Source organism: Bacillus sp. N13C7 (genome assembly GCF_026790065.1).
GTDB lineage: Bacteria > Bacillota > Bacilli > Bacillales > Bacillaceae > Bacillus.
In genome coordinates this window covers 102,632-129,506 of record NZ_JALAMO010000003.1, presented here as the reverse complement: position 1 = coordinate 129,506, position 26,875 = coordinate 102,632, and the positions used below count along the sequence as shown (strand labels likewise).

General features: G+C 43.3%; 24 protein-coding genes, 1 pseudogene and 1 riboswitch. Of the genes and pseudogenes, 5 read left to right on the top strand and 20 right to left on the bottom strand.

Annotation, left to right across the window (positions count from 1 at the left end):
• Positions 1–118 precede the first annotated feature (118 nt).
• Positions 119–979, bottom strand: coding sequence for a methyltransferase domain-containing protein (locus tag MOB98_RS03495; RefSeq protein ID WP_268360159.1), 861 nt, complete (start codon positions 977–979; stop codon positions 119–121).
• Positions 980–1,367: 388 nt separating this feature from the next.
• Positions 1,368–1,469: riboswitch (purine riboswitch) on the top strand.
• 127 nt (positions 1,470–1,596) lie between these two features.
• On the opposite strand from MOB98_RS03495, the gene MOB98_RS03490 reads away from it, so the two are divergent.
• A complete protein-coding gene (locus MOB98_RS03490; protein WP_003236213.1) occupies positions 1,597–2,790 on the top strand; it encodes a NupC/NupG family nucleoside CNT transporter in 1,194 nt (397 codons plus the stop codon).
• A 42-nt stretch (positions 2,791–2,832) separates the two neighbouring features.
• Here the strand turns inward: MOB98_RS03490 and MOB98_RS03485 are convergent, their stop codons facing one another.
• The 3 genes from MOB98_RS03485 to MOB98_RS03475 form a co-directional block, all read right to left on the bottom strand.
• Complete coding sequence (locus MOB98_RS03485; RefSeq protein WP_268360158.1) at positions 2,833–3,504, bottom strand: DUF3298 and DUF4163 domain-containing protein; 672 nt, start codon at positions 3,502–3,504, stop codon at positions 2,833–2,835.
• Positions 3,505–3,650: 146 nt separating this feature from the next.
• Positions 3,651–3,941: a hypothetical protein gene (locus tag MOB98_RS03480; protein ID WP_268360157.1), complete on the bottom strand. Its 291-nt coding sequence runs from the start codon at positions 3,939–3,941 to the stop codon at positions 3,651–3,653.
• Positions 3,942–3,990: 49 nt separating this feature from the next.
• Positions 3,991–6,051, bottom strand: a complete 2,061-nt coding sequence (locus MOB98_RS03475) for a catalase (RefSeq protein WP_268360156.1) — start codon at positions 6,049–6,051, stop codon at positions 3,991–3,993.
• A gap of 189 nt (positions 6,052–6,240) precedes the next feature.
• Between MOB98_RS03475 and citH the strand changes: the two genes are divergently transcribed.
• Complete coding sequence (gene citH, locus MOB98_RS03470) at positions 6,241–7,521, top strand: citrate transporter CitH (RefSeq protein ID WP_268360155.1); 1,281 nt, start codon at positions 6,241–6,243, stop codon at positions 7,519–7,521.
• A 168-nt stretch (positions 7,522–7,689) separates the two neighbouring features.
• On the opposite strand, the gene bglS is transcribed toward citH, so the two are convergent.
• The 5 genes from bglS to MOB98_RS03445 all read right to left on the bottom strand — a co-directional run bounded on the left by bglS (position 7,690) and on the right by MOB98_RS03445 (position 14,069).
• On the bottom strand, positions 7,690–8,421 hold the full coding sequence (gene bglS / locus MOB98_RS03465) for a beta-glucanase (protein WP_268360154.1): 732 nt from the start codon (positions 8,419–8,421) through the stop codon (positions 7,690–7,692).
• A 456-nt stretch (positions 8,422–8,877) separates the two neighbouring features.
• Positions 8,878–10,302: a glycoside hydrolase family 1 protein gene (locus tag MOB98_RS03460; protein WP_268360153.1), complete on the bottom strand. Its 1,425-nt coding sequence runs from the start codon at positions 10,300–10,302 to the stop codon at positions 8,878–8,880.
• A 20-nt stretch (positions 10,303–10,322) separates the two neighbouring features.
• Positions 10,323–12,155, bottom strand: coding sequence for a PTS beta-glucoside transporter subunit IIBCA (locus MOB98_RS03455; protein WP_268360152.1), 1,833 nt, complete (start codon positions 12,153–12,155; stop codon positions 10,323–10,325).
• 312 nt (positions 12,156–12,467) lie between these two features.
• Entirely contained in the window at positions 12,468–13,301 is an 834-nt protein-coding gene (licT, locus tag MOB98_RS03450; RefSeq protein WP_268360151.1) for a transcriptional antiterminator LicT, read from the bottom strand.
• Between the two features lie 93 nt (positions 13,302–13,394).
• On the bottom strand, positions 13,395–14,069 hold the full coding sequence (locus MOB98_RS03445) for a hypothetical protein (RefSeq protein ID WP_268360150.1): 675 nt from the start codon (positions 14,067–14,069) through the stop codon (positions 13,395–13,397).
• A gap of 205 nt (positions 14,070–14,274) precedes the next feature.
• On the opposite strand from MOB98_RS03445, the gene MOB98_RS03440 reads away from it, so the two are divergent.
• On the top strand, positions 14,275–15,561 hold the full coding sequence (locus MOB98_RS03440; protein ID WP_268360149.1) for an MFS transporter: 1,287 nt from the start codon (positions 14,275–14,277) through the stop codon (positions 15,559–15,561).
• 18 nt (positions 15,562–15,579) lie between these two features.
• Here MOB98_RS03440 and dbpA read toward each other — a convergent pair whose 3' ends face one another.
• On the bottom strand, positions 15,580–17,019 hold the full coding sequence (gene dbpA / locus MOB98_RS03435; RefSeq protein WP_268360148.1) for an ATP-dependent RNA helicase DbpA: 1,440 nt from the start codon (positions 17,017–17,019) through the stop codon (positions 15,580–15,582).
• Positions 17,020–17,100: 81 nt separating this feature from the next.
• The gene (locus tag MOB98_RS03430) at positions 17,101–18,249 is read right to left on the bottom strand and encodes a rhamnogalacturonan acetylesterase (RefSeq protein ID WP_268360147.1); all 1,149 of its coding nucleotides are present in this window, start codon (positions 18,247–18,249) and stop codon (positions 17,101–17,103) included.
• Positions 18,250–18,413: 164 nt separating this feature from the next.
• Between MOB98_RS03430 and MOB98_RS03425 the strand changes: the two genes are divergently transcribed.
• Both MOB98_RS03425 and MOB98_RS03420 read left to right on the top strand, forming a co-directional pair.
• Complete coding sequence (locus MOB98_RS03425) at positions 18,414–18,755, top strand: PadR family transcriptional regulator (protein WP_268360146.1); 342 nt, start codon at positions 18,414–18,416, stop codon at positions 18,753–18,755.
• Positions 18,752–19,075 (top strand): annotated as a pseudogene (locus MOB98_RS03420) (DUF2812 domain-containing protein); the annotation flags it as partial. The gene MOB98_RS03425 and the pseudogene MOB98_RS03420, both read left to right, overlap by 4 nt.
• Before the next feature lie 252 nt (positions 19,076–19,327).
• Here MOB98_RS03420 and MOB98_RS03415 read toward each other — a convergent pair.
• From MOB98_RS03415 to bglH, 9 genes are all read right to left on the bottom strand, one after another.
• Complete coding sequence (locus tag MOB98_RS03415) at positions 19,328–19,765, bottom strand: hypothetical protein (protein WP_268367222.1); 438 nt, start codon at positions 19,763–19,765, stop codon at positions 19,328–19,330.
• A 235-nt stretch (positions 19,766–20,000) separates the two neighbouring features.
• Entirely contained in the window at positions 20,001–20,924 is a 924-nt protein-coding gene (locus tag MOB98_RS03410) for a DMT family transporter (RefSeq protein WP_268360407.1), read from the bottom strand.
• 207 nt (positions 20,925–21,131) lie between these two features.
• On the bottom strand, positions 21,132–21,428 hold the full coding sequence (locus tag MOB98_RS03405; RefSeq protein ID WP_268360406.1) for a hypothetical protein: 297 nt from the start codon (positions 21,426–21,428) through the stop codon (positions 21,132–21,134).
• Complete coding sequence (locus MOB98_RS03400; protein ID WP_268360405.1) at positions 21,425–22,360, bottom strand: MerR family transcriptional regulator; 936 nt, start codon at positions 22,358–22,360, stop codon at positions 21,425–21,427. Before MOB98_RS03400 ends, MOB98_RS03405 begins: the two co-directional genes overlap by 4 nt.
• 105 nt (positions 22,361–22,465) lie before the next feature.
• Complete coding sequence (locus MOB98_RS03395; RefSeq protein WP_268360404.1) at positions 22,466–23,035, bottom strand: sporulation delaying protein family toxin; 570 nt, start codon at positions 23,033–23,035, stop codon at positions 22,466–22,468.
• A gap of 21 nt (positions 23,036–23,056) precedes the next feature.
• Positions 23,057–24,028 carry a sporulation-delaying protein SdpB family protein gene (locus MOB98_RS03390; protein ID WP_268360403.1) on the bottom strand — a complete coding sequence of 324 codons (972 nt, stop codon included), beginning with the start codon at positions 24,026–24,028 and terminating at the stop codon, positions 23,057–23,059.
• Positions 24,019–24,573, bottom strand: coding sequence for an SdpA family antimicrobial peptide system protein (locus MOB98_RS03385; protein ID WP_268360402.1), 555 nt, complete (start codon positions 24,571–24,573; stop codon positions 24,019–24,021). The genes MOB98_RS03390 and MOB98_RS03385 overlap by 10 nt, the downstream gene beginning before the upstream one ends.
• 340 nt (positions 24,574–24,913) lie before the next feature.
• Entirely contained in the window at positions 24,914–25,360 is a 447-nt protein-coding gene (locus MOB98_RS03380) for a universal stress protein (protein WP_268360401.1), read from the bottom strand.
• Between the two features lie 102 nt (positions 25,361–25,462).
• Positions 25,463–26,872, bottom strand: a complete 1,410-nt coding sequence (gene bglH / locus MOB98_RS03375) for an aryl-phospho-beta-d-glucosidase (RefSeq protein WP_268360400.1) — start codon at positions 26,870–26,872, stop codon at positions 25,463–25,465.
• Positions 26,873–26,875: the final 3 nt, after the last annotated feature.

The window sequence follows — 26,875 nt, the reverse complement described above, 5'->3', positions numbered from 1 at the left end:
GTTTACAATAACTCCCCGCATCGGCTGTTTCCGTCCCCTTTCCATATGTACGAGAAGCGGGGGCCAACTATTCCGATTAAAAAAGGAAAGCTCCTTTTTTCGGAGCTTTCCTCTGCCATCATTTCATTCCTATTAGGATATCGACATCAACCGTGATATCGGCTGATTTCATCTCTTTCAGCAGGCTGACTCGGTCTTTCGGCGCCGACCAGGCGAGCGGCGTCATCTGGAGCAGCCAATGTATCGCTTGCCGGTTAAGCGTTTTGGCATAGCGCAGCCTCGCTTGATGACTGCGTTCAACATTCGCTGTAAAACGCTCAACAGCTGCCGTATTGGAATACGTACGCCTTGGTGAATCAGTATATAAAAATTGCCTTAATTCTATTAAATAATCTTTTCGCGGCACTACTTTAATGAGCATGCCATCATCCTTCAGCAGTCTATGAAACTCTGCATAATTGGACGGCGAAAAAATAGACAGCACAACATCAAATTGGCGGTCATAAAAGGGAGCACGCGCCACATCAGCAACCGCCCACATCTGATCTTTGAATGCCTTAGAAGCTTTTATAATCCCATCCTTCGAAAGATCGATGCCTGTTCCCATCGCTGCTTTCCCTGCATAATCAAACCCGCAAAGCGAATTCAAATGAGATCCCTCACCGCATCCGCTGTCCAAGATGGTGAAAGCTTCTTCACCAGAGCTGGGGTAACTGATGAGATCTGCAATCGCATGATGGAGCGGCTCAAAGAACCGGCATTCTCCAATCAGCCTGCTCCTCGCCTCAAAAAGTCCGGCATCGTAACCGGTTTTGACCGGCTTCGCCAGGAAGTTCACATACCCGTGCCGGGATCTATCAAATGTGTGGCCTCGTTCTGTACAAATCAAGCTTTTTCCTGAATCCGCATCCATGGAAGAACCGCAGAGCGGACATCGAAACATGAGGGCGAATTGGCTGAAATCAACTGTTCGTTTCATGATAACAACACCTCATTCATTCATTTTTAGATAAATGAAAAAGGCATAGACAAATAAACCTGGGCCTCTCTCAAAAATTGGCCAGGTCTGGCAGATTGTCTATACCTGTCATTATCTATAACGAATGAATTGGATAATCATGAAAAAAACTCCCTTTTTTGCTGTATGAGTTTCCCCATGTACATCATACAACAAACCTCTAGGAGCTGAAAGCATAGGTTGAAGAAAAATCAATGCCATACTGCTGCTGCCCTCATCAACATCATATCAGCATAGCAATCCAACATGTTTTTCCTTTATTTTCTCAAATTCAAAATATAAATTTTATTATTGTGAAAATAGTTAAAAAGGTTGATTTTCAAAAAGTGAAAGGATAAAATACTGCTATCATCTTAGAAAAAGACATTCTTGTATATGATCAGTAATATGGTCTGATTGTTTCTACCTAGTAACCGTAAAAAACTAGACTACAAGAAAGTTTGAATAAATTTGAACGAGTTGAAAAGGACAAGTTCTTTTCTGTTTGCTCTTATTTTTCACACTTTCTGCGCTTCCAGAATTTGTGAAGGATAAGGGCTTTTTTTGTTTCCATAATAAACCTCATAGGAGTTGCTATCATGTACTTTTTATTAAACCTTGTTGGTCTCATTGTGATTATGGCAGTTGTATTCCTATGTTCTCCGCAGAAAAAGAAAATCAAGTGGCGCCCGATCATTACGTTAATTGTTCTGGAATTGCTGATTACTTGGTTTATGCTGGGAACGAAAGTCGGGAGCTGGGCCATCGGTAAAATTGGTGATTTCTTCACTTGGCTGATTGCTTGCGCCAGTGACGGTATCGCGTTTGCCTTCCCATCAGTGATGGCGAATGAAACAGTAGACTTTTTCTTCAGTGCACTTCTTCCAATTATCTTTATCGTCACATTCTTTGATATTTTAACATATTTCGGCATTTTGCCTTGGCTGATTGATAAAATCGGTTGGGTGATTTCAAAGGCTTCCCGCTTGCCGAAATTAGAGAGCTTTTTCTCAATTCAAATGATGTTCCTGGGAAATACGGAAGCACTTGCGGTCATCCGCCAGCAGCTTACGGTTTTAAACAACAACCGCCTGCTCACATTCGGCTTAATGAGCATGAGCAGCATCAGCGGCTCCATTATTGGTTCTTATCTGTCAATGGTGCCGGCGACTTACGTATTTACAGCAATTCCGCTGAACTGCTTAAACGCGTTGATTATCGCAAACTTGCTGAACCCTGTTCACGTGCCGGAGGATGAAGACATCATCTATACCCCGCCTAAAGAAGAGAAGAAAGACTTTTTCTCTACGATTTCTAACAGTATGCTTGTCGGCATGAACATGGTGATCGTTATTTTGGCCATGGTGATCGGATATGTCGCATTAACATCAGCAGTCAATGGCATTCTTGGCGTTTTCGTACACGGACTGACCATCCAAACGATTTTTGCTTATCTCTTCAGTCCTTTTGCCTTCCTGCTTGGCCTGCCGGTACATGATGCGATGTATGTCGCTCAGCTAATGGGAATGAAATTGGCAACGAACGAGTTTGTTGCGATGCTTGACTTGAAAGAAAACCTCAAATCACTTCCGCCTCACACCGTTGCGGTGGCGACGACATTCCTGACGTCATTTGCCAACTTCAGTACTGTCGGCATGATTTACGGAACATACAACTCGATCCTTGACGGCGAAAAGTCAACCGTCATCGGGAAAAACGTGTGGAAATTGCTCGTCAGCGGAATTGCAGTATCTTTACTAAGTGCTGCGATTGTCGGCCTGTTTGTGTGGTAGAAACATTGAGCCATATCCCTTTTAAGGATATGGCTCTTTTAATTATTGATAAACAGAGGAAGGCACCTGCACATCTCGGATTCCGGCTGCATAAGGTCCCAGGTCATATTGGCCGAAGACGATGGCGATTCCGTTTTTCGTAAAGTAAAACGTTGTGTTTTGGTTAAGGGTAATATCCTCTTTCTTTACGTCAGGGAAAAACAGCGTGTTATGTTTTTGGATATAGCTGTACAGGTAATCTTTCGTTTTGCTGATTTTTGTTTTGGTATTCAGAATCTGATTCAGTGTCACCCGCTTTTGTGCTTTCAAGTCATAATTAAATGACTGAACAGACGTTAAACCATGAGCGCCGCCTGAATAGATATAATTGAGTGTTTGAATGCTGAGCTTGCCTGCGGCATTGTATTTGACGCTGAAGGATGTTTGATATTCCGCTTTGAATCCCTGCTGTTCGCCTGCTTTTTTGTTTTTCAGGTATTCCTGATACGATTGTTCAATGTAGGCTTTCAGCTCTTGATTGATTTTCTTTTCAAACGCGGCATTTCCAATGTGATGCACCTGAGGATACTTTAATTCCTTAATCTTTTTATACGTATGGCTGCTGACAGTCGGTCCTTTCGCTTGAACTGCATTCGATGCGGGGGCCGTATATGCAAATACAGCAAAAAGCAAAACAGAAATCCCAGCAGCTTTCAGCATGTTGCTCCATTTCATACGATCTCCTCCTTTAATATGCATTGCTTATGATTCCCTTTTTTCTGAAAGGTACACTTTTATAGACTCTTGAGGGTGAAAAGAAGTTTCTAGGTCTAATCGCTTGATTTTTCCAATAAAAAAAGAGACACAATGTGTCTCTTTTTTTATTGTTTTCGTTCCGCAATGGCTTCGTGCACCGCTTGTGCCAAATCTGTATTTCCAAACATCTCTAACACCGCAATGACGGTCTGGTCCGGAATGTGTTCTGATTCGTGCTTCGGCACGACCAGTTCATCCATGGTTTTTTTCAAACTTTCATTCAGCTTCTGCTGCGGATACGCCTTGGCGTACAGCTGCAGCGGATCAAGATCATGGTTCACGCACCATTGGGCAAACACCAAAATCATCATATTTTCATCGCGTTCGTAGGCTTCAACGAGCTGTTTTTCGTTCATCTGTCATGCTCCTTATGAAAAGTATCTTCCTATAAGATACAGGAGCGGATTAAATTCGTCTATCCCAATGGCGGTGAGCGGCGACGGCCTCGATAAACGTCTTGCTGAAGGCGGTATAGTCAGCTTCATCTTTCGCTGTCACGATGCCCGGACCCTCTGTTGTCCCAACAGCTGACTGAAGAAGGCCAATTCCTTCATTCACTGCGCCGATCGCTTTATAGTGGCTGTAGGCTTCTCTGATAAACGCCATCGCTTGTTTGTTGTCTTTGAGCTCCGGCCCTCCTGCGGCATAGACGGCATCATACAGAACAGAATCCGCCGTCAGGAACGTGCCGCCGGCCTCAAGCTGCTGTCCGGTGCCGCTTGTGATGTACCCAAGCGTTTGGCTGATGATGTCCGCTGTGATCCCTTCTTGCTTTAAAGCGTCCAGCACTGTTTGCAGCTCATTTTCATCAAAACCATTGCCGGCGAGAACAGCGACTTTTCTCGTTGACGCCGTTTTCACTGTACGGGCCTGGCTTAACGCAGGCGAGGTTAGAATTTCTTTAGATGCTTTCCGTTTTGCCGGCGCCGCCACGCCTACTCCTTTGGCGATTTCTTCCGCTAAGCCTGTATCGACATTGCTGAAGACGTCAACGACCTGCCGCTGCACGTCCTTGCTTTTGACCTTCCCGACCTCAAAGCAGAAAGCAGAAATAATGTGCTGCTTCTCGACAGGAGACATGCTGTTCCAGAACAGCTTTGCCTGTGAGTAATAATCGTTGAAACTGTCACTCCGCTGGCGGATTTTTTTGCCCTCGACTTTTTCCTGATAATGGACGTAGCCGCCTTCTTCAGCTGCCGCAGGCGACGGGTCATTGTTTTGCAGAGAGTTTTTATGATAAGCGACTGGCCCCTTATTGATCGTCATCCGGTGATAGCCATCGTATTGGTTGTTATGAAACGGACATACCGGTCGGTTAATCGGAAGCTCATGGAAGTTCGGGCCGCCAAGACGGATGAGCTGTGTGTCTGTATACGAGAAAAGCCGCCCCTGCAAAAGCGGGTCATTGGTAAAATCGATGCCCGGCACGACATTTCCCGGGTGGAATGCGACTTGTTCCGTTTCCGCAAATACATTATCCTGGTTGCGGTTCAGCGTCATTTTCCCAATAATCTTCACCGGCACGAGCTCTTCCGGCCACAGCTTGGTCGGATCAAGAATATCAAAATCAAATTTGAATTCATCTTCTTCATCAATCATCTGCACACCGAGCTCATATTCAACCGTGCCGCCGTTTTCAATCGTTTCCCACAGGTCGCGGCGGTGGAAATCCGGATCTTTCCCGGCAATTTTCTGCGCTTCATCCCATACGAGAGAATGCACGCCGAGCACCGGCTTCCAGTGAAATTTCACGAAACGTGCCTTTCCCTGTTCATTGACAAAACGGAACGTGTGCACGCCGAAGCCTTCCATCATTCTGTAGCTGCGCGGGATGCCTCTGTCCGACATCGTCCACATCACCATGTGAGCAGACTCAGGGTTATTGGCGACAAAATCCCAAAATGTATCATGGGCAGTCGCGGCCTGAGGCATTTCATTGTGAGGCTCAGGCTTAAACGCGTGAACCAAATCCGGAAATTTGATCGCATCCTGAATGAAAAACACTGGGATGTTATTACCCACTAGATCATAGTTTCCTTCTTCAGTATAAAATTTTGTCGCAAAGCCTCTGGCATCCCGCACCGTGTCTGCGGAGCCTTTAGAACCCGCGACTGTAGAAAACCGGACAAATACCGGCGTCTTCACTGAAGGATCCTGAAGAAATTTGGCCCGTGTATACTCCGTCATCGGCTCGTAAACCTGGAAATAGCCATGCACGCCAAATCCGCGTGCATGCACAACACGCTCCGGAATCCTCTCATGGTCAAAGTGCGTCATTTTCTCCCGGAAGTGAAAATCCTCCATCAGCGTCGGGCCCCGAACCCCGGCCTTTAACGAGTGTTCATCCTCTGACACCCGCACGCCTTGGTTTGTCGTCATTTTCTTCCCGCTGTTATCGACCCTGTACTGCTCAAGCTGCTCGTCCTTTGAGTGTTCATTTACACGTTTGTTTTGGTCATCACTCATGTCTCTTCCCCCTTTTCAAAACGAAACATTCTACAGCACATTTACCCGTGGCATTCTTCATATAAACTGCTAATCCGCTTAATAGGATTTTAGGTCTACATATCAGAATGAGGTCATACATATTTGAAATAAGCCTTCTTCCGAAAACGAGAAGGTGGAAGCGCTTACTAAGAAGGAGGAGGTCATATCGTGCTTGCCATACTCGGTTTTGTGATGATGATTGTCTTTATGTACCTTATTATGTCTAACCGGCTTTCCGCTCTTATAGCGTTAATTGTTGTTCCTGTTGCGTTTGCCCTCATCAGCGGATTTGGCAAAGATCTTGGCGAGATGATGATTCAGGGCGTAACAGACCTTGCTCCTACCGGCATCATGCTGTTATTCGCCATCCTGTATTTCGGCATTATGATTGACTCAGGTTTGTTTGATCCCCTCATTGCAAAAATCCTATCGCTTGTCAAAGGAGACCCGTTAAAAATCACCATCGGCACAGCGGTTCTGACGATGACCATTTCGCTGGACGGAGATGGGACAACAACCTATATGATTACCATTGCGGCGATGCTGCCTCTGTACAAACGGCTCGGCATGAACCGGCTGGTGCTAGCGGGAATTGCGATGCTCGGTTCAGGGGTCATGAATATTATTCCTTGGGGCGGGCCGACGGCAAGGGTTTTGGCTTCCTTAAAATTGGACACGTCGGAGGTCTTCACGCCGCTGATTCCCGCTATGATCGCCGGCGTTCTCTGGGTGATCGCCGTTGCTTATATCCTCGGAAAGAAAGAGCGAAAGCGGCTCGGCGTCATTTCGATTGAACACGCGCCGTCTTCCGATCCGGATGCAGCGCCGCTCAAGCGTCCCGCTCTCCAATGGTTTAACCTGCTGCTGACTATCGCTCTGATGGCCGCTCTGATCACCAGCCTGCTTCCGATCCCTGTTCTTTTTATGATCGCGTTCGCCATCGCCTTGATGGTCAATTATCCAAATGTCAAAGAGCAGCAGAAACGGATCTCTGCGCATGCGGGAAATGCGTTAAACGTTGTGTCCATGGTGTTTGCGGCAGGTATTTTCACAGGCATTCTCTCCGGCACAAAAATGGTCGATGCGATGGCACATTCTCTCGTTTCCCTCATCCCTGATGCCATGGGCCCGCACCTGCCGTTGATCACGGCCATCGTCAGCATGCCATTTACCTTTTTCATGTCGAATGACGCCTTTTACTTCGGTGTCCTTCCCATCATCGCAGAAGCCGCATCTGCTTACGGAATAGATGCCGCTGAAATCGGAAGGGCCTCCTTGCTGGGCCAGCCCGTGCATCTGCTCAGCCCGCTTGTGCCTTCCACCTATCTATTAGTCGGAATGGCAGGCGTCAGCTTTGGCGACCATCAAAAATTCACTATCAAATGGGCCGTGGGGACAACAATTGTCATGACGATTGCGGCGCTTTTGATTGGGATTATTTCGTTTTAATGAAAAAAGGATTTCCGCTCGCGGAAATCCTTTTGTTCTGTATCATCCGAAAACCCGAGATTACAATATAGTTCACATAGGGTATTTTGAGTGAGTAGTAGATATTTTCTCATTTCAATCATAAGAGCCTGGCTGTATTGAGGCAGCAGGCTCTTATCACAATTGTCACTATTTTTTTGTATAACGCACCCAGTCGTAATGAGCGTATAGCGGTGTTACACCATTGTAGGAACCGAGCCATTCATCGACACCCGTACCATTCCACAAGTTCATCATGATCTTTCCTGGAGTTGTCGGAATTTGGCTTGTCGCAGTATGTTTTAATTGCCCATCGACATACCATTTAATAGAGTTTGGCTGCCAATCGAACGCATACGTATGATAAGCATTAGCCGCATCAAATCCGAGATCAACTAGCTTCTCATGGTTTCCTGCACCATTTGTGTAATAGTTAAATTGAACCTTTGTTGTGTCTTTTCCTAAAAATTCAATATCAATCTCATCCCAAGGCGTTCCATCCGTTGGGCCTGTGTATGTGAAAAACGATGAAACGATCCCTGTGTTTTTAGCTGGTTTCATTCTGACTTCATAAAGTCCATAGCCATATGCTTGAACAGACCGGTTTTCCCCGCAGTCAAACTTGTTATAAGATGGACTTGTTAGCGCCAAACGCATTTCACCTAATGACGTCATGGATACGTTATTTGCACGCCAAGTGCAGTTGAACATATTTCCATTTGAATAACCGTCTGCCTTTTGCCAAAAACCGGAGTTATAGCCACTAAAAGGGTCATAAAACGATCCACCTGTTTGAGCCGAGGCAGTAGAAGTGATTGCAGACAAACTCATAAACAAACCAGTGACAAGAAGCAACAACACTCGTTTCATACGATAGGACATGTTGGCATTCCCCTTTCTTCGAAAGCGTTTTCTTTATCGATCATACATGATTCTTTTAAAAGGGAACATCGGTCATAATAATGATAATAACGAATCCTAGAATCCTGTAACTATCACTTTTAGATTGATAATTTATTTGGCTTTGCAACCTAACTTAAACAAAATGAAGGTAATGAGATGTATTAAATTCACTAAGTAAGAACATATTTGGTATTCCTTCTTCAACGCTTTAGTATGAACAGAAAGGAATTCTGCCGAAAATGAAACGGATGCAAGCGGTCATAGTAATGACTGTTGCCAGACAAAATCCATGTGATCTGTGTTCGATCTGACGAAGTGCCGAAGAAAAACATATCGTCAGCGTTAGTCGTCTAGACAGATGAAGCATCAAATACTTGGTCTTCGGAGCTGTACATGGAAGACATTTATGAATCGATGTTCTTATTTTTTATATTGTTAACTATCCTTCAATACTTCACCGTTTGAAGCAATCACCGCTTTATACCAATAAAAGCTTTTCTTGCGGATTCGGCGCAGATCCTTCAGGTCAAACTCATCACGGTTGACGTAAATGAAGCCGTAGCGCTTCGAGCAGCCTTGGTGCGTAGAAATCAAGTCAATGGCTGACCATGGGCAATAGCCGAACACATCGACACCGTCTGTGATGGCCCATTGAATTTGTTCGATGTGCTGTGTTAAATAATCAATGCGGTAATCGTCATTGACCGTATCATTTTCTTCTAATTGATCGAAAGCGCCAAGCCCGTTTTCTGTGATGATTAATGGCAGCTGGTATCGGTCATAGATTTCTCTCAGCGTGGAGCGGAAACCGACCGGGTCAATCTCCCAGCCAAAGTCATTTTTCTTCAAATGCGGGTTGCTGCTCCCGCGGTAGACACCGTCTTCACCCGTTTTTAAATGCTGGTCTCCTCCGCGTGCCACTTCATCCGAGCCATCGCCTTTGCTCGCTGCCGCTGTTTGAGAGGTGTAGTAGTTAAAGGCGATAAAATCAGGCTTCGCAGATTGCAGAATCTCCATGTCACCATCTTCAATGACTGGCGTATAGCCTTTTTCCTTCATATAAGCCCACGCTGTCGTATTGTAGCGCCCATGAACTGCCATGTCTAAATAGAGCCAATTCCGAATTGCATTATAGTTGAAAGCCGCCACAATATCCTCCGGTTTTGAAGATGCCGGGTAGATAAGCGCGATATTTGGAGCAGGGCCGATTTTTGCGCCGGGCAGCATGTCATGGCAGAGATTCATGGCTTTTGCCTGGGCCACCAGCATGTGATGATTTTGCTGGTACAGCTCTTTTTTCGGGTTTTTGAGATTCGGATCAAGTGTTCCTAAAGCGCTGCCATGAAGAATCATCATGTTTTGTTCGTTGATGGTCAGCCAGTACTTCACACGGTCGCCAAAGTGCTCAAACAGCACCTTGGAATACCGTTCAAACGCATCAATTGTCGCTCTTTGCGACCAGCCGCCTTTTTTCTGCAGGGCATTCGGCAGATCAAAATGATACATCGTGACGATTGGCTCAATCTGATATTTGAGCAGCTCATCAATCAGGTTGCTGTAAAACTCAATTCCCTTTTGGTTGATCTCTCCGTCGCCGTCAGGAATAATCCGCGTCCATGCAATGGAAAAACGGTATGCTTTAAAGCCCATTTCAGCAAACAGCGCAACGTCTTCTTTATAGCGATGGTAATGGTCGCTGGCCACTTTAAAATCAGTCGTTCCCTCAGGATAGCTGTCGCGCGCGTCAATTACTGACGGGCCTTTTCCATCTTCATTCCACGCGCCTTCCACTTGATAGGCAGAAGTCGATGCCCCCCACAAAAAATGCTCTGGAAATGCTGCAAGTGATTGATAATTCATCGTTTGTTCCTCCAATGGTTTTAGATTAAAGAAAAGATTCGTTCTTCCATTTTGACTTGCTTTTGGTCTGTTTGAATGACATCAGTATATTGATCTGCGTTTGTAATGACGATCGGCGTGTTCATATCAAACCCCGCCTTACGTAAGTCGTCCAGGTCAAATTCAGCTAGCAAGTCTCCTTGTTTGACGGTTTGTCCCTGTACGACCTTAGGATAAAAGTGCTTCCCCTCCAGCTTCACCGTATCAAATCCGAGATGAATGAGGATTTCTGCTTCCTGATCAGTGACTATGCCGAATGCGTGGCCAGTCGGAAAAACAGTTGATATCACGCCATCCGCTGGTGCAACGAGTCTGCCTTTCTCCGGCAAAATCGCTATTCCCTTTCCGAGTGTCTCCGATGCAAACACTTTATCCTTCACTTCTGTTAACGGAATCACCTTTCCCTCTAACGGACTGCTGATCTCTTCATGGCGGACTGCAGGTGCAGACGGCTCTGTTTTGATATCTGTTTGTTCTGCAGGATCTTCAAACCCAACAATATACGTTAGGATGATTGATAGAATAAAAGATACCGAGATTCCCAAGATAAAACCGGCAAAGCCCTGTCCGTAGAAAATCGGGATCGTCAATAGACCGGGTGCGCCAGAAGCGATGGCGACGCTGTGAGCCTGCCCGATAATTGCCCCGCCAACAGCCGCACTAATGACACCGCATACAAAAGGTTTTTTCAGCCTGAGCGTGACGCCGTAAACGGCCGGTTCTGTAATGCCAAAAATCCCTGTGACAGCAGCGGAACCGGCAAGCGCCTTTAATTTTTTGTTTTTCGTTTTCAGCATGACACCCACAGCAGCTCCTGTTTGTGCAAAAACAGCTGCTGCTGTAGCCGGTTTGATTGAATCCTGCCCATTGACGGCAATGTTATTTAAAATGACCGGCACAATCCCCCAATGGATGCCAAAGATGACGAGAATCTGCCAGAGTGCCGCGATCACAGCGCCGGCCAGCATCGGGTTAAAGCTGAAGATGGCCAGAATCGCAGACGCGATGGCATTTCCCGCGTTTACCCCAATCGGGCCGAATACAATTAATGTGAGCGGCACAATGGTTACCAAACAAATCAACGGCGTGATGAAGGTTTTCACACTGTCATGAATCACCCGGTTCAAATACTTCTCAACATAACTCATCACAAAAATCGCCAGAATGATAGGGATCACAGTTGATGTATAGTTCATTAACACGACTGGAATCCCGAAAAAGTCCGTTTCCGCATTGCCGTTCTTCAGCTCAATGATCGTTGGATAGATAAGCGCCCCGGCAACTGTGACAGAAACAAATAGATTCGCGCCAAACTTTCGGGCAGCGGTAATGGCCAGCAACAGCGGCAAAAAGTAAAACAAGCTATCCGCAGCGGCATACAGTATCGTGTAAGTCGTTTCCTCTGCTTGGAGCCAGCCGGCATTTGTACATATCATCAGCAGGCCCTTTAAAATTCCCGCTCCCGCCATCACGCCAAGCAACGGAGTGAAAATGCTCGATACGATATCAACAAGCCGTCCGAACAGATTCCCTTTCTGGGCAGAACGTTCCTCTCGGTCATCATTCAGCAGATAAGACATCTTTCCAATCTCTTGATACACCTCTGAAACGTGATTGCCAATCACGACCTGAAACTGTCCGCCGCTTTCCACTACAGTTACGACTTCATCTAAAGCTTCGATTTTATCTTTATCTGCTTTTGACCGGTCGTTCAGCGTAAAACGCAGGCGCGTCGCACAATGTACAAGAGAACGCACATTTTCTTCCCCGCCGACCAGCTGTAAAATCTCTTTTGCCGCTGCTTGAATCCCCATTTTCCTCTCATCCCTTCTGCAAAAAAATAAAAAACCTAAACTACCCCTATCGCTATAGGAACAAGTAGTTTAGGTTTTGCCTGCCTGACCAGTAACAATCCTAGAAATGCCCTCATTCGTTTTTTCTATGAAACGCCATCATCACCATCCCTCTGAAAAAAATAAAAACCTAAATTACCATCAGCACAGACAGAGATGATCCGCACTCATTGTAATTTAGGTTTTGCCTGCTTATCAGTAACAATCCTAACATGATCATATGTGAATGTAAGAAAAAATTAACACAAGAAAATAGAAATGTCAACGCTTTCATTATGATTGTTTGACGACCCTTTCTATGTGAATCGTTAAATACAGCAGCTCATCACTGGTGAGCTTGTGTTCATATTCCTGCTTAATGTAGGTTTGGATTTTCTTCGTGCATTCATACGCGCGATGATACTTTTCTTTCACCGTCTCCAGCAAAAAATCATCCTGGCTTTCCATGTGTGTGCCGTTAAAAAGACGCTGCGCGAAAAACTTTAAGTGGGTGACAAACCGGTAATAGTGAAGCGATTCCTCGTTGAATTCAATCTTAAAATGGTATTTTACGATACTCAAAATCTCTTGCATGACTTTTGTAATGTTGATGATATTGGGCATCTCTTCATTCAGCTCGGCATTTACGATATGCAGGGCAATAAAGCCTGCCTCATCCTCCGGCAGAGACACGCCAGTCTTGTTTTTTACCATCTCCAGTGCTTCTTTGCCGATCGCAAATTCGTCTTTGTACAGCCGCTTTGTTTCCCACAGCAAGGCGTTTTTGATATCAAGCCCCTTCTGATTGCGCTGGATGGCAAAGTTAATATGATCGGTCAGCGACACATAGATGCTGTCATTGAGCTTTTTGCCGAGCTGAAGTTTTGCATAGCTGATAATTTCCTCTGATACTTCCATACACTCGATCGGTATATCATACAAAAGGGTTTTGAATTTTTCTGATACATCCTTGTTATCGAGCGTAAACACCTTCTCAATACGAGCTTCATCGACATCATCGCCGGACTTCTTCTGAAACGCGAGCCCTCTGCCCATGATGACCAATTCTTTTCCCTGCTCATTGACCACGCTGATCACATTATTGTTGATCACCTTCGCAATCTTCATGACATGTCCCTCCAATCAACTAAGAACAGACTACACCTTGATTGTACATTCTTTTTGTACTAGGTCAATATCATCAGGGAAAGACGGGACAGGTTAATACAATTCGCTTATCACCGGCTGCCCGGGCTGTTTCTGAAGCAGCGCCTCCAGATGGCGTTCAAATGATGCCTCGTCAGCTTTCTGCTTGTTGACAATGTTGTTCATAATTTTGACGCTTTCGGCGCTATGTTGCGTATATTGTTTTTTCAGCTGATCCAGCTGCTGCCTTGTCTTCTTCGCGTTTTTCGGTGTGACTTGGCTGATGAGCTTGATCATACTGTCTGTGATCTCTAAAAAGGCGGCTCGATTTTCTTTCAGCTGCTGAATGTCGTTGCGGCTCATTTCTTGATTGCGGGTTTTTTGAAGGAAAGCGAGTGCTTCGCTGTTTTGTTTTTTGAGCCGTTTGTTTTCAAGTTGAATCGACTCAAGATTCTCCTTCGCAATGGCTGCTTCTTGTTCAGTCATGCTGCTCCGCACGAAGTATTCAGGATTGCCGATTCCGTAATCGAATGCTTCGTTTACACGTATCATGGAACCGAATACAATAGCCAGCTGCATCTCGCTTGGGAGCGTTTGGAAGTCTTGCTTTTTCTTATTGCTCATCGGTTTGGCTGCGGTTTGTTTTACCGTCCTTTGATCACGATCTGCAAACGTCTGAGTCTCACTTTCACATGCACTCATCACAAGAACGGTGACCAGCAGGCTTATACACAAGCCGAATCGCCTCATGCCCCGTCTCCTCTCTGCTGCTCCTCTTCTGGAAAATACAAAAAATATAGATAAATGGTACCAGATACACCTATGGCCAGCAATAAACCAAAAGTATGATTTGAAGCACAAAAACATAAACATTTTGTAAAAATTAACGTTCATTCCATTCTTTTCAGGCCTATTTCTCGTACAATAGAAGTATCGTTACCGGAGGAGGGCGCTGATGATGAAACGTTTCACGAAACAAGAAAACAGCTGGATGCTATATGACTGGGCAAATTCTGCTTACTCGATTGTCGTCACCACCGCGGTGTTTCCGTTATTTTATAAATCAGCGGTTGCGGAAAGCGGTGTCAGCGCCGCTCAATCGACTGCCTATCTGGGCTATACCATTGCGGTTTCAACATTTATTCTTGCAATCCTCGGGCCGATTTTAGGCACGATCGCCGACTATGAGGGGTGCAAAAAAAAGTTTTTCGGTTTCTTTGTATCAGCCGGTGTCGCCAGCACCGCGATGCTTGCCTTTATCCCGAGTGAATATTGGCTGCTATTGCTGCTGTTTTATACGATATCGGCTATCGGTTTTTCCGGCGCCAACGTGTTTTATGATGCCTTTCTCGTTGACGTCACGCATGAAAAACGGATGAATCTCATCTCCGCACGGGGGTTTGGCTTAGGATACATTGGAAGCACGATTCCGTTTATCATCAGCATTGCTGTCATCCTGCTTGCACAAGCAGAGATGATTCCGATGTCTGTTTCTGCCGCAAGCCAGCTGTCCTTTTTCATAACGGCTGCCTGGTGGGGGCTGTTCACCATCCCGATGATCAAACATGTCCATCAGCGCTATTACATCAAAAGAGAACCACATATCGTCATCAACAGCTTTAAGCGGCTCGGCCAAACGATGAAACGGATCAGGCAATACCGGGCGCTGTTCCTCTTTTTGCTTGCTTATTTCTTTTATATCGACGGAGTCGGCACCATTATTACGATGTCGACATCTTATGGATCTGATGTAGGGATCAGTTCCTCAAGCCTCCTGATCATCCTATTTGTCACCCAGGTCGTCGCCGCACCGTTTTCGATTGTATACGGAAAACTGGCTGAACGCTTCACGGGGAAGACAATGCTGTACGTTGGAATCGTCATTTATATGATCGTCTGCGTGTATGCCTATTTTCTAGAGACAACGCTTGATTTCTGGATATTGGCTATGCTTGTCGCCACCTCGCAGGGCGGCATTCAAGCCCTGAGCCGCTCTTATTTCGCCAAGCTCGTGCCAAAGCGCCACGCCAATGAATTCTTTGGCTTCTACAACATTTTTGGAAAATTCGCCTCAATTATGGGGCCGCTGCTCATTGCCGTTACCGCCCAGCTGACCGGGAAATCCTCGACTGCGGTGTTCAGCCTGATCATTTTGTTTGTGATTGGTATTGTGATTCTTGCCTTTGTTCCCGAGGAAACCGGCCCAGATGTCAGCCAGCAGCAAAATGACCTGCCCCTTTAACCGGGAGCAGGCCATTCATCATTTATTCGCTTTATTCACCTTGAGCTTTTTCCCTTTGACGGTTGTATTCTTCATCACTTTGAGAACTTGGGGGCCTTTACCGTTTAAAATCTCCACGTATGAGGCGTTATCCATGATCGTGATGATGCCGATGTCATCAGCTGACACACCGTCAATTTTGGCAATCGTTCCTACAAAATCAACGGCTCTGATTTTCTTCTTCTTTCCGCCGTTAAAATACAGCTTCATAATGTCTTTATTCAGCTCTTCGCTTTTGTCCTTTTTGGTTTCCGGACGGTCATTCAATTTAGCTAGAAATTCAGGTTTCTTCCTTGCCACTTCCTCTTGAGAAGGGGCTTCTATTTTTTGAATTGCAAATCCGATATATTCTTCTATGTCGGCTAAAAACCGTTTTTCAAAGGCCGTGACAAACGAAATGGCTTTTCCTTTATTCCCAGCGCGCCCCGTCCGCCCCGTGCGATGGACGTAGCTTTCCTTTTCAAGCGGCAGATCATAGTTGATGACAAGGGTGATATTCTCAATATCAATCCCGCGCGCGGCGACATCTGTGGCGACTAGGTAACGATACTCGCCCCGTTTAAATTCATTCATGACATCGAATCGGTCTTCCTGAATCATTCCGCCGTGAATTTTATCGCATGGATACCCTAAGTCATCCAATTCATCGGTCAGCTGATTGACATGCTCTTTCGTCCGGCAGAACATGATGCAGCTATCGGGATTCTCGGTTATCAGTACATCTTTCAGTAAAGAAAACTTATTCTCTTCTCGTACTTGAATCACCGCATGTTCAATATTTCTGGTGGTTAGGCCGGCCGCTTTGATTTCGATATGCTCCGGATTCTGCATATATTGACGGCTCAGCTTCTCGATATCCTCCGGCAGCGTTGCTGAAAATAGCATCGTCGTGCGTTCAACCGGAAGGTGCTTGATAATCGCCTCTACCTGCTCGATAAAGCCCATATTCAGCATCTCATCCGCTTCATCAATGACCAAATAAGAGAGACGATCCAACGGCAGCGTTCCTTTTTCGATATGATCCAAAACACGTCCCGGCGTGCCGACAACAATGTGGCTTTTTTGCTTAAGCTCTGCTTTTTGTTTGTCAAAGGATGATTTTCCAAACACAGCTGTCGCTTTGATTCGTTTAAATCGTCCGATGTTCGTGATATCCTCTTTTACTTGCACCGCAAGCTCGCGGGTCGGTGTTAAAATAAGTGCCTGCGGCTTGTTTTCATCCCAATCCGCCAGCTCACAGAGAGGAATTCCGAACGAAGCCGTTTTCCCGCTTCCCGTCTGTGATTTGACGACAAGATCCTTTCGTTCAAGGGCAGCGGGAATTACGCTCTGCTGCACCTTGGTCGGTTCTGTATATCCCAGTCCTTCCAGTGCTCGTAAAATGTCATGACTGATTTGATAGTTTTTAAAATGACTCATGTATAAACTCCTGTCTCTTGCAGATGTTCTCATTATACTCTAATTGACGAGAGCGTATGTGTTTTGTCGACAAATGACGTGTTAAAACCCATCGATTCCTTGGCGTTTTAGATCCTGAACAGCTAATCGTGCCAATACGTCAGCCCCTGCGCGGTTCGGATGCAGCGTATCTCCGTCCATATAGAGCGCGAGTGTTTTTTCCGGACCGATCGATGTAAAGTATGCAGAGCTGAGGACATTCAAGTCAACGAGGTGCGTTTTTTCCTCTTCGGCCAAAGCCAAAATAGAAGCCCTGTACCATCGGTTTACAGACGAATGGATGCCTTCAGAAGTGAAATCGGTCGCCCGGCCCTGAGGCGTTGAAAGGATGACTTCCGCTCCCTTCGCTTTCACCTGACGGATCATATCACGCATAATCTCCTTAAATTCCGCTTCAGATTCATTATGCTTCGGATTCGTGTCATTAATGCCGAGCTGCAAGATAAAATAATCCCCCGGCTTAATGTACTTCAGGATCGCCTCGAGCTGCCCGTCATTTCGAAACCCTCTCGCGATCTGCCCGCCAGACGCCATGTTTCTCACTTGAAAGGTGTGTTTGTCGATATAGTGAGGCAGCATCTGCCCCCAGCCCGCCTGCTCGCTGCTGTTGAGCGGATAATAATTGCACACCGTCGAGTCGCCGCCGACATAAATGGTTCGGTTCGTCACCGGCTGATCAGACAATTTCTTGATTTTCAAGGCGCTGAGCGTAAAAGCGGTGCCTGCCTTTCCCTCTGTCACCAGCAGATTCAGCTGCCCGTCGGTGACGGGAATTTGGAACGTATCCTCCGCGCCATCCCCCGTCATATTGATGACCTGAAAGACACCCTCCGCCGCCACACTGGCCCTTGCCGTATTGCCAAGCGTCACCTTCACCTCATAAAGGCCATTCGGGAGATCCACATTAAATGTGTTATTGCTTTTCGTCCCATACGCTAAAAACTGAACGGCATCACTTTTCACACCAGTCCCGGATGCCGCCACATCCTTCATATTCTCCGGTGTTTGAAAACCGTAGCCCTTTGACCGGTCATACCGGTCAGACGCCCTGACACCAATGTAACCAGGCTCAACCGAAACGCCACCAAAATCAAACTGATACACCTTCGGCTCCGCCGCCTTCACACCCTCAATCCCGCCAAAACACATCATCAGCATCATCACAAAAACCGCCGCCAGCCATTTTTTCATTAAGACTCCCCCTCTGCGAAAACGCATACATTAATGCATACTCTGTGATTGTTTCTTTATGATGACTGGAATGCAGAAAAAAATGACGTTGACAACAAAAAGGAAGATTTTGTTATATCAATAGATGATATATCATTTATTGATATAGGGAATGAGGTGACCACTTGCCAAAGCAACGTCCGCAGGAAATGGATCAGCTTACAGATCCAGCCTATTATATTATCTTAACATTGCTGAAACCAAAGCACGGATATTCGATCATGCAGGAGATTGAAGACATGACCGATGACTCCTTCACGATCGGCCCGGCTACCTTATATACATTGTTAAAGAAACTGCTGCAGGAAGAGATCATTGAGCTTGTCAACAATGACAACCCGCGCCGCAAAGTGTACCAAACCACCTTGCACGGCCAAGAACTACTCAAAAAAGAAATTCAGCGCAGAAAAGTGATGGCTGAACACGGAGAACGCGCTTTTCAACAATTGAAAGGGGATTCATCATGAAACAGAAAAAATATATGATGTCTGAAGGATTGGCGTTTTCAGAGGAAAAGGACATGAAGAGACTCAGCGATATGGCCAGCAAAGGCTGGGTGCTCGATTCATTTGCGTTTATGGGGTATAAACTTAAAAAAGCTGAACCGCAAAACCAGTTCTACAGCTTGGACTATCGTGCCGTCGATGATGAAAGCATGGATGAATACCTTGACATATTCGAAAATGCCGGATGGGAACATGTTTGTTCTGAATACACCACACATATCTTTGCCGCCGCACCCGGAACGGTGCCGATTTACTCCGACCGTTCAACTATGATTGATAAATAAAAACAAAGTGAATTTACCCTTCGTTATATCACATTGTTCATGCTCTGTCTTACTGCGGCTGTCACTGTCATCAGGAATACGTTTATTTCTGGTGAAGCTTCCATACTTCATAACGCCATACACGTCCTTTTTGTCTTTCTCATCGCCATCACTATCCCGGCTACCCTTACTTACGCAGCCTTTGTCTTCAGAATTTGGCGAGTCAAACGCAGAAACCCCAACCTTGAGTGAAGGCTGGGGTTTTGCTATTTAATATACAGAAGCGAATGTATAATTAATTGTTTTTTTAGTTCCTGTATTACTGAATTTAAATCTGTATTTTGTTTTATAGCTCTTAGATGCTTTACTGTAGCTCAAGTTGGTATAACCCTTTTTCTTTGCATAAAACGTTTTAATGGTTTTCCACCCTTTACTTGTCTTCTGTTGCATCTCGGCTTTTATGTTCCCGCTCCCAGATCCATTTGCATTTATGCTTGCATTCGTTCCTTGACCTGAATAAAAAATCTGAAATGTAGGTGAGTACGTATAGTTTTTGAATGAGCCTGAATGGTAATGGGTAGTCCAAATACTGCCTCTTTTCACCCAATCTTTTGCTTGAGCTTTGTTACCGGCAAGATCTATCGCTGTAAAGCTTGTCAATGCGATAACAAAAGCAACGAAGGTCATGATCAATTTCTTCTTTTTCATTATGTAATTCCTCCCGCTCTCGTATAGTTCTTTTATCATCTTTAAATATGATAATCATGATTAGAAGATGATGCATCCTCCTAAAATACTAAATTATGGAGATTTATCATGCATCTCGCGTACATTATGACTATAGACTCATTTCTTTAGATTCATTTCCTGCTCTGCTTGAGGACGTTTGGAAATAAAACAAAAGCAACTGCCTTCGACAGCTGCTTTTATCATTCGATATTCTTTACATTTGAGAATTCTCAGCAACCACATCCGCCTTCCCCTGCCTCCTGACAAGCGTCAAGGCCATGCCCGCAAAGATCAGTACGATGCCAAGCGTTTGATAGAGGTCAGGGCGGAAGCCTGTGAAGACGGTATCGAGCACGATCGCGACAGCCGGATCGAGAAATACAATAATTGAAATAAATTTCGTTGATAAAAATCGTAAACTGTCAAAAAACAGCAAATATACAATACCCGTATGGATGATGCCGGTAGATACCACCATAATCCATTTTCCCTGAGATAGGTCAGCAAAAGCGCCGAAGTGAATAAACGGAATCAGGATGATCACCCCTAAACCGGTTTGCAGGAAGGTGGTCGTGTATGGACTGAGGTTGTGAATGCCTTTTCCCAATAAAGTGGTGAACGCATAAAACAGTGCGGCGAGAACTGCCCAAATGATTCCTGATCCCATCAGCTGTGACAATGAAGTGCTGCCGTTAATCCCGGAAATCAGCGCAGTTCCCAGAAAGCAGATGATAATGGAGCTGACGGAGATGACATGTAATTTCTCTCTATAGATGATGCTCCCCAGGAGAAGAACAAGCACCGGGGCAAGGTGATAAACGGAGATAGCAATTGTAACGGACGTTTCTTCAAAAGACTTAAATAAGAACACCCAGTTAAATATAAGAAAGAAACCGCACGCCAATGTTTGCAGCACGTCTCTTTTGCTCCACTTTTCGATTTTATACTGGCCCGACACCAGCCAGCAAAAGCTTAAAAATAACGTCGCGCATAGGCAACGGACAAAGACCAATTCAAATGACGGCAGATTGGTATGCTCTGAGAAAAAGCCGATGGAGCCGAAAATCACCATGGAGATGACCATTTTGATTACGGCTGTTGATTTTTGTTTTGGCGTGATTGAGAGATCTTGCTGCATCAAGCGTATTCTACCTCCAGTACTCCTTCCTAATTTATAATTTTGATGATTTACTTTAGTATGTTAGTCTTAATTACTTTCATCCATTACCATTCAATCACGTTATTTCTTTATCAATTGAACGCCGCAGGGAACATAATCCTGTTACTTTTGAAAGCACAAGCTTTATGCTCTTTCCTTGAACCATACTCAAACGAATAAAGTCATTTATTTGATTTGAAAGTATGGAACTACAATAAATAAAGAAGCCAATACGACCAATGCAATTATTATAGCTGTATATATACTTTTTATTAAAACGCCAAAAACCATGAGTAATAAAGGCATTAATAAAGTGAATACTCCCATTATCAGTAGTATTATTCCCATTCTTTTTGATAACTTATCCTTATCACCTAAAAAAGTGAAGGAATTGTAATTTATTATAAGAACTAATACTTTTTTTACCCCTATTAAATAGGCGAATAATAAACATATAAGTCCGCCAATAATATAGTTTATCAATCTCTTTCACCCTTTATAACGTCTTCTAAAAATTGTTTTGAATCAAATCCTAACTCTGCATCTGCTTGTTTTTTTATTTCTGTTTGATTGTCTAAAAAGATCTTATATCTTGGACTTATTTTATACAACATATTACTAAATTCACTTCCTTCTTTTAGGTAAGGAAGGTCTTTTCCTTTATTTGCTTGTGTAATAAAGTTCTCTTTATACTCTTTATTTTCCTTCACACTTTTTACCAAATTTATTAATGTATTTTTTTGTTGTTCAAATAATTCAGGATCTTTATTAATTATTTTATTAACAAAGTCATAATTGTTCTTCTTAAAACTCTCTAACTCATGCTCATTTTCCATAATTAATTTCATTATTGGATGATTATCATCTACTTCTTCAATATCATCAAGATAGTTAACCAAATTTAACCAATATGATTGTTTACTTTCGTTATCAATAGTAACTTCTAAAAAAGGTTCAAACATAGCAACAACGAATTCACCAAATTTGCCTGGAAACATTCTTAAAATTTTATCCATTATATATTCTTTCTTTTCCTGATCTTTCAAATGCAAAGTGTCTTCTAAAATTTTCACCTTATCACTAAAGTCATCAATTTCATTTACATTCTGAATAAGAGTCTCTGTTAATAATTTTTGTTGCTCAAGTAGCTTTAAATTTTTATTAATTTCATTTAACTGTTCATTTAATAATTCTGGGAGCCTTCTTTCTCCTTTCAAAAGAGATTTAATCTCTTTTACAGGCAGGTGGAGCAATCGAAGAGAGGCAATTAAATTCAACTGAGAAATCACTTTTTCAGAATACTCTCTGTATTGATTTATGGGATTTTTATTAACTTCAATCAACCCTTCAGATTCATAGTATTTAATCGCTTTTTTGGTTAATCCTGTTAATTCAGATACTTGTTTTATATTCATGAAATTCACTCCTTAGAGATTTTTTCATTTTTATCTTAAAGGTACCCGTGAGGGATATGTCAATAAAAAAAGGATCTTAATTGAAAATTAAGATCCTTTTATAGTTTAATTTAGCCTTTCCACCATATTTTTAACAAGCATTTCATTCATCAAAGATGTCTTATCATTAGTTACAGTGGAGGCAACTACCACAGCTCCGGCCACAACAGCTACCCATATAGCAGCTACTGCCGTCCATGTAACAAATGTAACACAAGCTCCTTCGGCAGAGTCAACTTGAGTATTTTCAGAAATGTTCGGATCAATTTTCTTTAGGATTTTTCCACTTCTCGTAAGAAGTTCTTTTACTTCTTTAGGGTCTTTGTTTTCGTAAATGGCTTTCTCTAAATTATTGAAGTAGTTTGGATCTACTTCCTTCATTTCTGCGATTAACTTAAGAGCTTTTCTTTTTGATTCCTTTGTAGACAATTTTTCTAAATTCTCTTTACTCCAAACTTCCGGAAAAAGTTTTGCTACTTCTCCTTGACCAAAGGCTACTCCAGCATAAATTTCTTCACCAGAAAATTTATGGTTTTCGATAGCCTCTACAGAGTTAAAATTACTTGTAATTGATGAAACTAACAGCACGAATAAAATGAATATTAAGTTTTTTCTGTTAATAATTTTCCCTTTCATTTTCCTTTTCCCCTTTCCCGATTAATAATTAAGAATTTTTTGTTTATCCCCCCTTTTAGATAAACTCCTTTTTAAGTTAAGTTGTTTCAACTTGAAAGGTTTGTTTAGAGGTCTTAAATATAAGATTAAAATACTGCACATAATCATAGAAAAACTAATCAGTCCAAACATAACGGCAAAAATGTCATGCATAAGTAATCCTATATAGAATAAAAAGTTCCAACCTTTTTTGGGCGCCAGGATAGCTGCAAACAATAGGAACTGAACAAGCAATGTTCCCCAAGTAGCCACAACAACAAATTTACTAGTAATTATAAATTGAAATATATGAAGGATTGCCTCTGGAAAACCCAACATTAAGTGTTGGGAATAGTAATAAACTGCTGTTCCATTAATCCAGTCTTCCTCACCTAACTTAGCTACGAAAGAATTAAAATATAAAATAGATACTTGTACTCTTATTACAACAAATGAGACCAACGCTATCATCCTAGCATAAAACTCACCGTTGGTATCAATATCATTTACTTCATTATTATACCAATGCCATTTCCTAGAGTCCGTTAATGTTATTGGCAGGAGTAATAAAGTAAAAACCGCATTTACCTGTTCACCACCATCAATTGTTAATGCAGAAACCTGTAAACTATAACAAATCCACCAATGAATAATCCCAGTGATTCTCGGACGCCAGCCAGTCGCTATAATCAGCAATAACAGCACACAAATCCAACGTACTATATTAAGATGAAGATAATCATTTGAAGTAAAGCAAAAAACACTTGGTATAGTTTTGGGACAATAAGGATAAGTAGCTATTCCGCTAGCTGGTCTAAAAAACACACTGGCATCATTAAAAATTAAAGTTAGCGCTGTAGCCAAAGCCATTAAACTTCTAGATATACCATAAACGTTTGTCCAAGGATAGTTGCAATTAACCCACTCAAAAATCCTCTCATTTAATGTCTTAAAAACACTTTGTTTTAAGAACATGTAACTTCAACTCTCAATACTTTAGATTCTTTTGAAATATTACTTCCTCTCTTATTGCTCCATGCCCAAGGAATTAGTGTTTCTCTGGACAAACCTAAATTTCCGCATAAGGATGCTTTAGGTGTTTTATTGTTTATAGTGACTACAGTATCAGTCTTTTTTAAACAAGATATTGTTCCGTCTTTACAATCTTCCCATTCTATTGATTTTGGAATCTGTTCGATTAAATACCCCAACTCAACACCTTGTGCTCTACCATGTCTATATAATCCAAACACATTTTTAAAACTATTATTAGGCCAGGAAACTGCCTGTGAGTACGTTTTTGTTTCATAGACATTTATCATTTCTTCTCTGGGATTTTTGCTAAAAAAACCCCAGCCTTGAGGATACAAAGTTTTCATAAGACTTTGTTCATCAATATTTGGAGACAATGGGTTTGTAGGTAGAACTGCAATGATCGACTTTCCTATAAAAATTATCCATACAGCAGAGATAACTATTAACACTATGGAACTCCTATTTTTTAATGAACTATTATTCATATCAAATCTCCTGTATCTTTATTATTTTTTATTATACATATATTTACATGGATTAAAAAGGTAAATTAATACTGTGTTTATTTGGATATTAAATCGCATTATTATTTACAGTTAGTTCTTAAAACTATATTAAAGTCCTTGTTACTAATTTATGATTACTCATTTTTAGATAATATATATTACCAAACTAAAAAAGAGAGCTTATTAGCTCTCCTTAAATATCTTAATATTAACTTCTATATTAAATTGTTTTATTTTAAATCGCTAAATTCTCCCGTGAATCTTCTCCACAAATTCTATAAGATACCCCGACTGAATTTTCGATCTGATTTTCTTTATTCTATCGAACAATCAAAACCGGGCATGTTGATAATTGAGACACTTTATGGCTGACGCTTCCAAGCATCATTTCTTTCAGGCCGCTGATCCCCCGGCTGCCACCTACAATCAGGCTGATGCCTTTCTTTTTTGCGTGAGTGAGTATCTCATGTGCCGGCTCGCCATTCGCGTAAATGATTTCAGCTTGAACACCGTTTTCAGCTGCTTTTTCTCTTGCATTCTCTAGGATCTTCAGGCCCTCTTTTTTAACCTCGTTCCTGATTTCATCAATAAAGTGCTCAGGCACATAGACAATTCCCGTCAGAGAAGAAGTCGTGACGACGGCTTCTCTCCCCACATGAAGGATGCTTAGGTCCGCTTGCTGCTCTTTTGCCAAATGCACTGCGGCATCAAGCGCTTTTGCACTCATGTCTGATCCGTCAATCGCAACTAACATTTTGTTAAACATGCTCTTCCCGCCTTTCGGACTGTGGGTGGTTCATCTTTCTCTTTTATTGTCCGCCTGCTTCCGGTTATTGTCAATTGATGCGCATGCACTTTCAAAAAGTTGTCAGAGACTCTCTCCGTTTGTGGCGATGACCTGCTGATACCAGCTGAAGCTTTTTTTCTTGATGCGGTTAAATGTTCCATTTCCTTCATTGTCCCGGTCCACATAAATGAAGCCGTAGCGTTTTTTCATTTCCGCAGTGGATGCACTGACAAGGTCAATTGGCCCCCATGATGTGTAGCCGATTAAATCAACGCCGTCGGCAATGGCTTCCCGTGCTTCAATTAAATGTTCTCGCAGATAGTTGATTCTGTAATCGTCCTGGATCGTGCCGTCCTCGCCAACTTTGTCCACAGCGCCAAGGCCGTTTTCCACAATGAACAGCGGCTTTTGATAACGGTCGTATAAGGTATTGAGCGTGATGCGCAAGCCTTTCGGATCAATCTGCCAGCCCCATTCTGATGATTTCAAATAAGGGTTTTTGACTCCGCCCAGCAGGTTGCCGCCTGATTTTGCAAGATCTTCCGGATCGGTGCTTGCCGCCATCGACATGTAATAGCTGAATCCGATGTAATCCACCGTATGTTCTTTCAAGATCTCTTCATCGCCTTCAGCCATTTCAATTTCAATATTGTTTTCTGCCAGGAAGCGCTTCATATATCCTGGGTACGCACCTCGTGCCTGCACATCTGAGAAGAAAAGTGTTTTGCGCTCATTCTCCATTGCCGCGAAGACATCCTCCGGCTTAGATGTCATCGGGTAGGTTGTCGTAGCTGCAATCATACAGCCGATTTTCGAATCAGGAATGAGCTCGTGTCCCGCTTTAACGGCAAGAGCACTGGCCACAAATTGGTGGTGTGCCGCCTGGTACATCGTGTTTAATTTGTTTTCGCCTTCTTCAAAAACAAGGCCCCCGCCGGTAAATGGCGCATGGAGCACCACGTTAATTTCATTAAACGTCATCCAATACTTCACTTTGTGCTGATAGCGTTTGAAAACCGTTTTGGCATAGCGTTCATAGAACTCGATGACTTTGCGATTCTTCCAGCCGCCATAATTCTTCACTAAACCGAGCGGCATTTCATAATGAGAAATCGTTACAACAGGCTCAATATGATGCTTTAACAGTTCATCAAACAGATCATCATAAAATGTGAGTCCCTCTTCATTCGGCTCCTCTTCATCGCCATTCGGAAAAATTCTCGTCCACGCAATCGACGTGCGGAATGCCTTGAACCCCATTTCAGCAAACAAGGCGATATCCTCTTTATAACGATGATAAAAGTCAATTCCAGTGTGATACAGATTCAAGGAAGTCATTGATTCATCAAATGGAGACATGATACCGTTCGGCGATACGTCAGCTGTCGAAAGCCCCTTACCGCCCTCGTTATAAGCACCCTCCACCTGATTGGCAGCAACCGCGCCGCCCCATAAAAATCCTTCTGGAAATCGTTTTGCGTTTGAACTCATATT

Bases quoted from the DNA above. Each gene is read 5' to 3' on its own strand.
- MOB98_RS03495 (WP_268360159.1), bottom strand. From the start codon at position 979: ATGAAACGAACAGTTGATTTCAGCCAATTCGCCCTCATGTTTCGATGT.
- MOB98_RS03490 (WP_003236213.1), top strand. From the start codon at position 1,597: ATGTACTTTTTATTAAACCTTGTTGGTCTCATTGTGATTATGGCAGTT.
- MOB98_RS03485 (WP_268360158.1), bottom strand. From the start codon at position 3,504: ATGAAATGGAGCAACATGCTGAAAGCTGCTGGGATTTCTGTTTTGCTT.
- MOB98_RS03480 (WP_268360157.1), bottom strand. From the start codon at position 3,941: ATGAACGAAAAACAGCTCGTTGAAGCCTACGAACGCGATGAAAATATG.
- MOB98_RS03475 (WP_268360156.1), bottom strand. From the start codon at position 6,051: ATGAGTGATGACCAAAACAAACGTGTAAATGAACACTCAAAGGACGAG.
- bglS (WP_268360154.1), bottom strand. From the start codon at position 8,421: ATGTCCTATCGTATGAAACGAGTGTTGTTGCTTCTTGTCACTGGTTTG.
- MOB98_RS03460 (WP_268360153.1), bottom strand. From the start codon at position 10,302: ATGAATTATCAATCACTTGCAGCATTTCCAGAGCATTTTTTGTGGGGG.
- MOB98_RS03455 (WP_268360152.1), bottom strand. From the start codon at position 12,155: ATGGGGATTCAAGCAGCGGCAAAAGAGATTTTACAGCTGGTCGGCGGG.
- licT (WP_268360151.1), bottom strand. From the start codon at position 13,301: ATGAAGATTGCGAAGGTGATCAACAATAATGTGATCAGCGTGGTCAAT.
- MOB98_RS03445 (WP_268360150.1), bottom strand. From the start codon at position 14,069: ATGAGGCGATTCGGCTTGTGTATAAGCCTGCTGGTCACCGTTCTTGTG.
- MOB98_RS03440 (WP_268360149.1), top strand. From the start codon at position 14,275: ATGATGAAACGTTTCACGAAACAAGAAAACAGCTGGATGCTATATGAC.
- dbpA (WP_268360148.1), bottom strand. From the start codon at position 17,019: ATGAGTCATTTTAAAAACTATCAAATCAGTCATGACATTTTACGAGCA.
- MOB98_RS03430 (WP_268360147.1), bottom strand. From the start codon at position 18,249: ATGAAAAAATGGCTGGCGGCGGTTTTTGTGATGATGCTGATGATGTGT.
- MOB98_RS03415 (WP_268367222.1), bottom strand. From the start codon at position 19,765: ATGAAAAAGAAGAAATTGATCATGACCTTCGTTGCTTTTGTTATCGCA.
- MOB98_RS03410 (WP_268360407.1), bottom strand. From the start codon at position 20,924: ATGCAGCAAGATCTCTCAATCACGCCAAAACAAAAATCAACAGCCGTA.
- MOB98_RS03400 (WP_268360405.1), bottom strand. From the start codon at position 22,360: ATGAATATAAAACAAGTATCTGAATTAACAGGATTAACCAAAAAAGCG.
- MOB98_RS03395 (WP_268360404.1), bottom strand. From the start codon at position 23,035: ATGAAAGGGAAAATTATTAACAGAAAAAACTTAATATTCATTTTATTC.
- MOB98_RS03390 (WP_268360403.1), bottom strand. From the start codon at position 24,028: ATGTTCTTAAAACAAAGTGTTTTTAAGACATTAAATGAGAGGATTTTT.
- MOB98_RS03385 (WP_268360402.1), bottom strand. From the start codon at position 24,573: ATGAATAATAGTTCATTAAAAAATAGGAGTTCCATAGTGTTAATAGTT.
- MOB98_RS03380 (WP_268360401.1), bottom strand. From the start codon at position 25,360: ATGTTTAACAAAATGTTAGTTGCGATTGACGGATCAGACATGAGTGCA.
- bglH (WP_268360400.1), bottom strand. From the start codon at position 26,872: ATGAGTTCAAACGCAAAACGATTTCCAGAAGGATTTTTATGGGGCGGC.